Source organism: Blautia fusiformis (assembly GCF_020686995.1).
Taxonomy (GTDB): Bacteria; Bacillota; Clostridia; order Lachnospirales; family Lachnospiraceae; genus Blautia_A; species Blautia_A fusiformis.
Genome location: NZ_JAJEPT010000019.1, coordinates 57013 through 67508 on the forward strand (window position 1 = coordinate 57013; position 10496 = coordinate 67508).

General features: G+C 44.1%; 9 protein-coding genes. 8 read left to right on the forward strand and 1 reads right to left on the reverse strand.

Translation table 11 applies throughout. The annotated features are described in order from the left end of the window. Positions 1 to 112: 112 nt before the first annotated feature. The 8 genes from LKD46_RS14480 (at position 113) to udk (ending at position 9135) form a co-directional block, all read left to right on the forward strand. Positions 113 to 1780, forward strand: a complete 1668-nt coding sequence (locus tag LKD46_RS14480) for a histidine kinase N-terminal 7TM domain-containing protein (protein WP_110103786.1) — start codon at positions 113 to 115, stop codon at positions 1778 to 1780. Continuing rightward, positions 1777 to 3120, forward strand: coding sequence for a sensor histidine kinase (locus LKD46_RS14485; RefSeq protein ID WP_227574288.1), 1344 nt, complete (start codon positions 1777 to 1779; stop codon positions 3118 to 3120). Before LKD46_RS14480 ends, LKD46_RS14485 begins: the two co-directional genes overlap by 4 nt. Beyond that, complete coding sequence (locus tag LKD46_RS14490; protein WP_022426201.1) at positions 3068 to 3694, forward strand: response regulator transcription factor; 627 nt, start codon at positions 3068 to 3070, stop codon at positions 3692 to 3694. The genes LKD46_RS14485 and LKD46_RS14490 overlap by 53 nt, the downstream gene beginning before the upstream one ends. Positions 3695 to 3805: 111 nt before the next feature. Next, complete coding sequence (locus LKD46_RS14495) at positions 3806 to 4330, forward strand: hypothetical protein (RefSeq protein ID WP_022426202.1); 525 nt, start codon at positions 3806 to 3808, stop codon at positions 4328 to 4330. Between the two features lie 419 nt (positions 4331 to 4749). Next, complete coding sequence (gene rsxC, locus LKD46_RS14500) at positions 4750 to 6714, forward strand: electron transport complex subunit RsxC (RefSeq protein ID WP_092069875.1); 1965 nt, start codon at positions 4750 to 4752, stop codon at positions 6712 to 6714. Between the two features lies 1 nt (position 6715). Continuing rightward, complete coding sequence (locus tag LKD46_RS14505; RefSeq protein WP_021976351.1) at positions 6716 to 7336, forward strand: methylenetetrahydrofolate reductase C-terminal domain-containing protein; 621 nt, start codon at positions 6716 to 6718, stop codon at positions 7334 to 7336. A 124-nt stretch (positions 7337 to 7460) separates the two neighbouring features. Continuing rightward, entirely contained in the window at positions 7461 to 8339 is an 879-nt protein-coding gene (locus LKD46_RS14510; RefSeq protein WP_015526188.1) for a methylenetetrahydrofolate reductase, read from the forward strand. 175 nt (positions 8340 to 8514) lie between these two features. Further along, positions 8515 to 9135: a uridine kinase gene (gene udk / locus LKD46_RS14515; RefSeq protein ID WP_110103785.1), complete on the forward strand. Its 621-nt coding sequence runs from the start codon at positions 8515 to 8517 to the stop codon at positions 9133 to 9135. Positions 9136 to 9244: 109 nt separating this feature from the next. Here udk and LKD46_RS14520 read toward each other — a convergent pair whose 3' ends face one another. After that, positions 9245 to 10378 carry an ROK family transcriptional regulator gene (locus LKD46_RS14520; RefSeq protein WP_044962240.1) on the reverse strand — a complete coding sequence of 378 codons (1134 nt, stop codon included), beginning with the start codon at positions 10376 to 10378 and terminating at the stop codon, positions 9245 to 9247. Positions 10379 to 10496: the final 118 nt, after the last annotated feature.

The following is a 10496-nucleotide window of genomic DNA, read 5'->3' on the forward strand; positions in this document are numbered from 1 at the left end:
CTGTTTGTGATAACAGGGGTTGAGAATGGATGGTTTCTCTGAAAACTATATAATAAAATAGAACTTTATAGTATACTTATCACAGAGGTGTATTGATGAGAGAGGAATTTTCATGACATACAATAAAAAAAGGGCACTGTCGTATGGAGGAATCCTGATAAGTGTATTTCTGGCGTATTTCTGCAGGCTGGGAAGACCGGAAAATGTTTTTATGAGAAATCTCGCAGATCAGTGTCGTAACTGTATTTATCTGGGAATGTATTGTGCCTGGGTGATTTATCTGGAAAAGCATGTAGTGCATAGAAAAACGCGCAGATGTCTGACTGCAATTGGCTGTCTGATGGTCTTCTGGTTTTTTGTACGGACAGTAAAATTTCATATTTTTCATGATCCGCTTGGAGAACATATCTGCTGGTATCTGTATTATATCCCGATGATCCTGATACCGGTCCTTGGACTGGCAGCAGCGATGTTTCTTGGTGAAAAGGACGGCGAGAAAACGGGCAGAAAAATTATTGTTTTGCTGGTTTTTGCGGTGATTATGATCGTCTGTGTTTTTACAAATGACCTGCATCAGCTGGTGTTTCGGTTTTCCGGGCGGCCTCCGTTTTCGGACAGAGATTACAGCTATGGTATTCTTTTTATAGTGATCCAGGGATGGATCATATTTTGCCTGATATGGATGGAAATTATGCTGATCAGAAAAAGCAGGATTCCGGGAAGAAAGCAATTTTGGCTGCCGGTTATTCCGGGAATATTGCTTCTGGGATGGAATATCGGGAATTTACTCCGTCTGCCTCTGATCAAAACAATTGCCGGAGATATGACAGCGGTATGCTGCCTTTTGATGGCGGCAATTTACCAGGGATGTATATTATGCGGCCTGATACAGACGAACAATCGATATTTTGAATTATTCCAGACCTCCGGAGGACTGGATGCAGAGATTACGGATGATTCCTTTCAGCGTTATTATCATTCCGGTGATTTTCCTGAGCTGTCACCGGAACTGCGTAAAATTGTAATAAACAGATCAGCTGTACAGGAACAGGGAATCCGGATCAACCATATTCCTATAAGAGGAGGACATTTGTTCTGGTCAGAAGATATTTCGGTGCTTCTGGATCAGTATCAGGATATCCGGGAACAGCAGGAGGAGCTGACTGCCAGAAATCGTCTGCTGCAGAAAACCTATCAGAAAGAAGCTGAGCGGAGAAAAACAGAAGAACAGAACCGACTGCTGAACATGATACAGAATCAGACAGCCGGGCAGCTGGAATTGCTGTCACAGCTGATGGATGAGCTGGAAAGAACGGAGTCAAGGGAACACTATGACCGGATCCTGGGAAAAATCGTGGTTGTTGGTACATATTTAAAAAGAAGAAAAAATCTGGTATTGACACAATATGCATCAGACGGAAATCTGCTTACAATGGAGGATCTCAGACAGAGTCTTGCGGAATCCTGTGACAGCTTAAAATTATGTAAGATCCGGGCAGCTTATTATGTCGAAAATGGTGAAGTGCAGCTGAATGCAGATGATATACTAAAATGCTATGATACCTTTGAATGGCTTGTGGAACGATTGTTTGATACAATGCAGTCTGTTTTTTACCGTGTGTCGCAGATCGATGATGCTTTGCGGATCTCGGTTCATATTGTAGCAGAAGCAGATCTTCGGGGATTAATGTCAGAAAGACCGGAATTAAATGTGCAGCAGGAAGATGAAAACGAATGGTTTATCGGATGTATCGTATTCAGAAAGAGAGGCGGAAGATGACTGATTTTGCGGAATGCAGTATGGCAATGCAGGATTTTTTGATGATCCTTCTTGAAATCTGCCTGATTCTGGAATTGATCCTTCTGTTGATCAGGATAACCTGTTTTTACGGGAAAAAGAAAATTATAACAGCAGTGACTGTTTTTGCAGTTTCTTTTATGCTTATGGGGTTCCTGATGAATGATCACAGATATTGCCAGGGGGAAAGCGCATATCAGCTAATGCTCCGAATGTGTCCGGTCAGTGTTTTGATGGCAGCGATGGTGGTATTGTTGCTTTATCTTTGCTGGGCAATCTGGAGAGAGAGACGCAGATATCATCATTCTCTGTCTTACTGGTTTGTGAATGAAGCTGTTGATGATGTTCCATGTGGGGTGTGTTTTTCGGATCCTCTTGGAAGGATCGTTTTATGCAACACTAAGATGCATGAACTGAGCAGGATAATGACAGGCTCCTATCTGCAGGATTATGAGGCATTGCGGAAAGTAATAAATGGAGGATCCGAAGCAGAGGGACTTCGCAGATTAAACAGTGACAGTAATGTATTTTATTTTCCGGATGATTCCGTCTGGATGTTTCAGGAATATCGTCTGCAGGAGCCGGATTGTGCAGGATATCTGCAGACAGTGGCAGTTAATGTATCAGAAATTTATTACAATGGTGAAAAGATCAGAGCAAATAATGAAAAGCTGGAAATCCTGAATCATAAGCTGGAGGAAATGTATGAAAAAATCGGAGATAAAATAAGAGAGCAGGAGACACTTGCCATGAAAATGCAGGTTCATGACAATTTTGGCCGAAGCCTTCTGTCAATACGCAGGATATTGGAAAGAAAAGAAAATCAGGATAAAATGGATGAACAGCTATCTGCACTAAAGCATCTGGTCTATATTCTTACAGATTCTTCTGTTGAGAATATGGAAGAATTATGCGCGGATACGATCAGGCATGCAGAAGAACTTGGAATTTATGTTCAGATCAGCGGGAATTTTCCTCAACATCCCTCCTACAGGCTGCTGACAGACAGAGCGATCCGTGAATGTGTGACAAATTGTGCCAGACATGCCCATGGAAGTACAGTTCTGGTGAAGATAGAAAAAGGTGCAAATGAATACAGCATCCGGATAACGAATGATGGAGATGCACCTGAAAAAAATGCAGAAGAAGGTGGTGGTCTGTCTGCACTGAGAAAAGCTGCGGAGTCAGAGAAATGTATTATGCAGGTTTCTTTTTCGCCGGAGTTTTGTCTGGTGTTGAAAATGCCACTGACAGAAAGGATGGGAGTCTATGGTACGGATACTGATAGTAGAAGATCAGAGGATCATGCAGAAGTATTTTGAAAGTATTATTATGCGGGAACCGGAATTCCGACATGTCCAGACAGTTTCGGATGCCTGTGAAGCTGTAAAGATCTGCTCTTACTCGGCAATTGATCTTGTGCTTATGGATGTGCAGACATTTCATAATCATGATGGGCTGAGTGCCGGAAAGATCATCAGGGAAAAATATCCATATACAAAGGTATTGGTTGTTACTTCGCTGATCGATCCCAAGGTGCTGGAAAGAGCAAAGAGCGGATGTGCAGACAGTCTATGGTATAAGGATCACGGTGAAGAGGAAATACGGAGTGTGATCTACAGAACGTTAAATGGGGAGCATGTATTTCCGGATGTGGCACCGGAGGTGGAACTTAACTGGATCACAAGCGGTGATATCAGTCCCAGACAGCTGGAGATGCTGCGCCTGTATATTCACGGGATGTCATATTCCGAGATCGCAAGGAAAATGGACTGTTCTGCTTCTGGGGTGAGATGGAATTTTCAGGAAATGATCGCCAAGGCGGGATACAGCTGCAAAGAGGATCTGATAGCAGCTGCACTGGAAAGTAAACTGATCGTAACCACACTGAAATAGAAGATCCACAGAATGCAGAAACATATTCGGACAGAGGGAGTTTGGCGTGAGCTGACGGAGCATTCACAAATATAGCATAAGATTTTGAATAATAGGAAAGAGGAAATAGACATGAGCGATTTTTTGACAGAAAAAAATAAAAAAACAGGAATACTTGGGAAACTGAAATGGGTTCTTTGTGGCTTTTTTATACTTTTTTCCCTGGGAGCTATTGGCGCATCGGAGAAGTATATTGGTGAAGGGCGCTGGGGAATGGCAGCAACAGAGATCATACTTGGATTGCTGTTTCTGTATCCAACCTTCCGGGAAATTCAAAAAGCATTAAAGAAGAAAAAAGCTGGAGAAATTGCCTGCTGGTTTGAATCCTATGCCCAGAATACTGTCTCATTTGAAAAGTTTGAGCAGGAACTGGGAAAAGGTGCAGTGAAAAAGCTGGAAAAATTTATTGCGGGGGGATATATCCGGAATATCCAGATAGACAGAGAAGGAAATTATATTATGATCACTGCACCGAACAGACGCGTAAATGAGAAGATCTATATTACAGTTACCTGCCCCAGCTGCGGTGCAAAGAATCAGGTAATAAAAGGTCGTCTGAGCACCTGTGAATATTGCGGACAGCGTCTTACCCCATGACAAAAGACACCTGTCGGATCTGCCCTGTTAAAGATAAAATCCTTGTGCAATATGCTCAATGCATAAAAAGGATATTTTATAAACAAAATTATATAAGTTGCATATAACTAACGCATGCAGCATAACAGAAGTTGTACAAATATCCGTACATCCATAGACGATTGGGATGAAATCATAGAATAAATTTATAAAAATAGCTAATAAAACTGGATAATATGTTCAAATTATGGTACATTTATTGTAGCGGTCAGAGGAAATACTGCGGCCTTTTTTGGGACCGGGATTTTCGAAGGGCTGAACAAATAACAAAGAACTTATTTATTTGGTTTTATTGTTTCTTTCCTGGGAGTGCAGAGAAGGAGGGAACGGATAAGAGCAGATAATCATAAGGATATAATCTTTATAAGGAAGGTGAGCAATTGGAAAACTATACTAAGTACAAGCTGAAAAGCAGTGATGAGCTTGCATCAGTGCTGAACGGCAGGGACAATCTGTTTGTAATCGCCTGTAACAAGTGTTTCAAGGAATTTGAGACCGTTGACGAACCGGATTGCGAGGAATTCCTGAAATTTGCTGCGGAGCAGGGAAAAACCGTCACAGGCAGTGCGAAATTCGATTTTCTGTGCAACAAGATGCACACAGAAAGAAAATTACAGGATCTGCTGCCGGAAGGTACAGAGAATGTAGTTGTGATCTCCTGTGGTCTTGGTATCCAGACTGTTGCAGATCTGACCGGTAAGCCGGTGATCGCAGCAAGTAATACCCTTAACTACAGAGGCCATCACGGCATGGCACTTACCAAAAAGAGCTGTGATGCATGTGCACAGTGCTATCTGAACATTACCGGAGGCGTCTGTCCTATCGTCGACTGTTCCAAGAGTCTTGTGAATGGACAGTGCGGCGGAGCAAAGAACGGGAAATGTGAAGTGGATCCTAACAAGGACTGCGCATGGGAGAAGATCTACCAGAGACTGGCAAAACAGGGTCGTCTGGAAGAGTTCCTGAACCAGCCGGTACAGGTACGTGATTACTCCAAGGTTAACTTTAAGGTGATCAATGATTACGTGAAGTCTATTAGAGAGGACAGACTGAACGGATACTATGGTGGCGTTCATCCGTCAGAGCACAAGGAATTCAGCGAGCATATCGATTTGAAGAAATTCCCGGATCCGAAGACGGTTGTGATCTCCATGTCCCAGCATCTTGGTGCACCTGCTAACCCGATCGTGGAAGTAGGCGACACAGTAAAGGTTGGACAGAAGATCGGAGAAGCTGCCGGATTTATCAGCGCACCGGTACATTCCAGTGTAAGCGGAACCGTAGTTGCTGTTGAGCCACGTATGCATGGTACAAGAGGCAGTGAGGTGATGGCAGTTGTCATCGAATCCGACGGAAAAAATACTCTGCACGAATCCGTACAGCCACATAAAGCCCTGGATGAACTTACACCGGATGAGATCATTGAGATCGTAAAAGAAGCCGGAATCGTTGGTATGGGTGGTGCAGGTTTCCCGACCTGTGTCAAGCTGAAACCTGCAAAACCGGTTGATACCATCCTTCTCAACGGATGTGAGTGTGAGCCATATTTAACAGCAGACCATAAGGTTCTCCTTGAGTTTGCTGATGATATTATTTTCGGTCTGAAAGCGATCCTCAAGACAACAGGTGCTGAGAAGGGCATCATTGTCATCGAGGATAACAAGCAGGATGCGATCGAATTAATGCAGGAAAAAGTTGCCGATATCGGAAATATGGAAGTTTTTGTTGCAAGAACCAAATACCCGCAGGGTGCTGAGAAAACTCTCATCAAGCGCGTCATGGGCAGAAAGGTTCCAAGCGGCGGCCTTCCGGCAGATGTTGGCGTTATCGTAGATAATATCAGTACCGTAAAGGCAATTTCCGATGCGATCCAGAAGGGTATGCCACTGATCGAGCGTGTTGCAACCGTAACAGGCGAGAAGATCAAGAATCCTGGCAACTTTATCATCAAGATCGGTACCAGCGTAAAAGAGCTGATCGATTACTGCGGTGGATTTACAGATGACGATGTTCTGGTCAAGATGGGCGGACCTATGATGGGATTCCCTCTGAACACTCTGGAGGTACCTATGATGAAGGGCTCCAACGGTATCATCGCCATTGATACAGATGAGACCAAAGAGCAGCCATGTATCAAGTGCGGACGCTGTGTGGACGTATGTCCGATGGAACTTTCTCCTCTGTATTTCGTAAAATATGCGAAAGAAGAGAACTGGCAGGGCATGAAGGACATGAATGTCATGGACTGTGTTGAGTGCAGATGCTGTCAGTATATCTGTTCTTCCAAGATTCCGATCATTAACAGTATCAAAGCCGGAAAAAATGCAGTAAGGGGGATGAAGTGATATGTTGATTACCCAGTTAAAAGCAAAAGAAACTATCGTATCACTGGCAGCCGGAAAGAAAGTTTTTATCATCAACTGCCATGGATGCAAGGAAGTTCGTTTTCCGGAAAAAGAAGCTGTTGAACTTCAGAAGGAGCTTTCCGCTGAAGGAAATGTGACAGGGATCATGACAACGGATTATATCTGTAATCCGGAAAATATGCAGTTACGTCTTCAGAAACACATGGATAAGATCAGAGAAGCGGATCTGGTCCTGGTATTCTCCTGTGGTGTTGGTGTACAGACCATCGCAGAATATCTGGAAGACAAGATGGTATGCGCAGCCTGCGATACATACCCGGTACCTGGTTTCCAGGGTGTAACACCGTTAGAATATAAATGTGACCAGTGTGGTGAGTGTTATCTGAACCTTACCGGCGGGATCTGCCCGATCACAGCATGCTCCAAAAGTCTTGTCAACGGCCAGTGCGGCGGTTCCAAGAATGGTAAATGCGAAGTGGACAGTGATATGGAGTGTGGATGGGAGCGCATCTACAGACGTCTGAAAGAGATCGGACGCCTTGACGCACTGAAATGCCCGACACAGATCCATAATTTCGCTACAGATGATGAAGTGAAATAATAAGCAAAGATTTATTAAGAAGCCAAATTAAATTATGATACGGTTCACCGGAAATATTCCGCAATGTATGCAGCAGAGCAGGTGGACCGTACCCCAAATTTTAAATGATTGGAGCAAATATAATATGAAAATGAAAGAATTATTCGACCGTGGTGAATTTGTAGTTTCTGCAGAAGTAGGACCGCCAAAAGGGATCCATGTAGATGAACTGGTAGAAGAAGCCAAAACTTATCTCAAAGGCGTTCATGCAGTCAATGTAACAGATAACCAGTCTTCGGTTATGCGTCTTGGATCTCTTGCAATGTGTAAAGTTCTCAAAGACGCCGGAATGGATCCGATCTTCCAGCTTGCATGCCGTGACAGAAACCGTATCGCACTGGAGTCTGATCTTTTAAGTGCTGCTATGCTTGGTATTGAGAACATCCTCTGTCTGACAGGTGACCATACGAAGATGGGTGATCATCCGCAGGCAAAACCGGTATTCGATCTTGATTCTGTATCTCTTCTTCATACAGTACAGCTTCTCGAGTCCGGTGTAGATCTTGGAGGAAACCAGCTGGTTGGTGAGCCACCGAAATTCTCCAAGGGTGCCGTTGTATCTCCATGCAGCGATTCCGTTGACGCTCAGCTTGCAAAGATGGAAAGAAAGGTTGCTGCAGGTGCAGACTACTTCCAGACACAGGCTGTATTTGAGCCGGAGAAATTCATCAAATTTATGGAAAAAGCAAAACAGTTCGGAAAACCTGTACAGGTTGGTATCATCATTCCGAAATCTGCCGGAATGGCTAAGTTCATGAACAACAACGTAGCCGGCATCCATGTTCCGGATGAGATGATCGAGGAGCTGAAAGCTGACAAAGAGAAGACAAAAGCTGGTATCACAGGTGTTGAGATCGCTGCACGTATCATCAAAGAGTGTAAGCCATACTGCCAGGGTGTACATATCATGGCACTTGGATGGGAGTCCAAGATCCCGGCACTTCTGGAGCAGGCTGAGATCTGATCAGAACGATTGCTTTATAAAAAATAACCAGAAAAGCTGTCCGGAACCGGATGCAGGAGATGCACACCGACCGGGCAGCTTTTGTGTAAGAAAAAGCTTCTCTATACGGAAAAACTCTTCGGGAAGCCTGCGGGATCCACAGCGGAAGAATTCTAGCTTAAGAGGTAAAGAGACGATGGAAAGTATTATTATCGGGATCGCCGGAGGGTCAGGCTCCGGCAAATCTACATTTACAAACAGACTGAAGAAGTATTTCGGAGACGATGTGGTGGTGATCTATCATGATAATTACTACCGCAGACAGGACGGAATTCCCTTTGAAGAACGTGTGAAGGTGAATTACGATCACCCGGATTCACTGGAAACCGATCTTCTGGTAGAGCATCTCAAAGAACTCAAGGAGGGCAAAACCATCCAATGTCCGGTATACGATTACAGTCAGCACAACCGATCCGACAAAGTGCTGAAGATCGAACCAAGACCGGTCATTCTGGTAGAGGGAATCCTGCTTCTTGCAGATCCCCGTATCCGAGATCTTCTGGATATCAAGGTTTATGTGGAAGCAGATGCAGATGAGAGGATCTTAAGACGTATCTCCAGAGATGTGGAGGAACGTGGACGGGATTTAAACGGAATCATCGATCAGTATCTTACCACAGTAAAACCGATGCATTATCTGTACGTGGAGCCCACACGGGCGAAAGCAGATATTGTGATCAACAGCGGTAAGAATAATGTGGCCTTTGATCTGTTTGTGTCAAAAATCGGGCAGCTGCTGAAAGAACTGAAAAAATAATAAGTAAAATAAAAAGCATGTCATACTCTAGGACAGAGCGGATCAGATTGTATCCGTCTGGCTGTGTATGACATGCTTTTTTGACCGGTTCAGGTGAATATGTCTGTATTCACACGCTCTGTGTAAATTTCTCTACATAATATAAAGCTGCACCAATGGCAGGTGTATACTGCCCGTGGGTGCCGACCAGAATCTGGCTTCTGTCCAGGGTGAATGGTGCGTCTGTGTTGATGTGTTCTAACAGATAATTAATATCTTCTTCTGTAAAATAAGGTGCCAGATATCCGCTGATGATGATCGGTGCATCGATGATCAGGTTCAGATTTTTCATGGCAAAGGCCAGATGGTTCAGATAATCTTCCCAGTGCTCAGCAAGCCGGGGGGATTTTTTTTCGCGGAGCAGAGGGAAAAATTCCTTCACAGGCATCCCGGCAGACTGTTCCAGAGCGTTGGCAGAGCAGTAGGTTTCCAGACAGCCATGGTTTCCGCAGTAACATAAAGGGCCGTCAGGATTGACGCACATATGCTCAAGGGTTCCGCTGTGCATGGAACTTCCCTGATGAATTTGATGATTGGTGATAATGGCACCGCCCAGGTTTCGGTTCAGAAGGAACACGACAGCACTGTCAAGCTCCGGGTGATTCCACAGCTCCAGAAAAGCAGCGGATTTGGAATCATGTTCCAGATGGCAGGGGTAAGGAAGATGCCGGGAAAAATCCTCCAGTTTCATTCCGGTATTGTTCATGATGTTTCCGTAGATCACAGTGGAATTATCCGGAGAAGTGATCCCCTGTGTGGCAATGGAAATACCCAGGATCTTTTCATTCGGATAGTGATTTTCTGCGATGAATTTTCGTACTTTATCGGTCAGCTGTCTGTAATATTCTTCTGTGTTGGAATAGGGAAGAGCAATGGTTTCTGTATAAAAGGCATTTCCATATAAGTCGATTGCTGTGATATGGAACATGTTTTTCAGGATCCCGATTCCAATGGAAATCCGGAAATCCGAGACGATCTGGATGGCCTGGGCCTTTCGACCACCTGTGGAATCAAAATATCCGTTTCTGTCAATAAGCCCTTCTTTTTCCAGCAGGTTCAGGTTCTGGCTTACGGTGGAAAGCCCCATCTGAAGATCCTGGACGATCTGCATTTTGGAAGTCTGGTGTGTTTTGTATATATATTGGTAAACCTTGGAGCGGTTTATTTTTTTTAAATTGATGGTGGTTAATCCTTTTTCACTCATGAGATTCTCCTGATAAAAGTAATTATAGATATGTTTAAGTCGTGACATGCTCCCACCACTTAAATCTTACGATTTTGAAGTGGGGGCTTCCTGCTCGATTACCCTTTAGGGCAAAGCT

Excerpts from the sequence above, each read along its gene's own strand:
- LKD46_RS14480 (WP_110103786.1), top strand. The coding sequence starts at position 113 with ATGACATACAATAAAAAAAGGGCACTGTCGTATGGAGGAATCCTGATA.
- LKD46_RS14485 (WP_227574288.1), top strand. The coding sequence starts at position 1,777 with ATGACTGATTTTGCGGAATGCAGTATGGCAATGCAGGATTTTTTGATG.
- LKD46_RS14490 (WP_022426201.1), top strand. The coding sequence starts at position 3,068 with ATGGTACGGATACTGATAGTAGAAGATCAGAGGATCATGCAGAAGTAT.
- LKD46_RS14495 (WP_022426202.1), top strand. The coding sequence starts at position 3,806 with ATGAGCGATTTTTTGACAGAAAAAAATAAAAAAACAGGAATACTTGGG.
- LKD46_RS14505 (WP_021976351.1), top strand. The coding sequence starts at position 6,716 with ATGTTGATTACCCAGTTAAAAGCAAAAGAAACTATCGTATCACTGGCA.
- LKD46_RS14510 (WP_015526188.1), top strand. The coding sequence starts at position 7,461 with ATGAAAATGAAAGAATTATTCGACCGTGGTGAATTTGTAGTTTCTGCA.
- udk (WP_110103785.1), top strand. The coding sequence starts at position 8,515 with ATGGAAAGTATTATTATCGGGATCGCCGGAGGGTCAGGCTCCGGCAAA.
- LKD46_RS14520 (WP_044962240.1), bottom strand. The coding sequence starts at position 10,378 with ATGAGTGAAAAAGGATTAACCACCATCAATTTAAAAAAAATAAACCGC.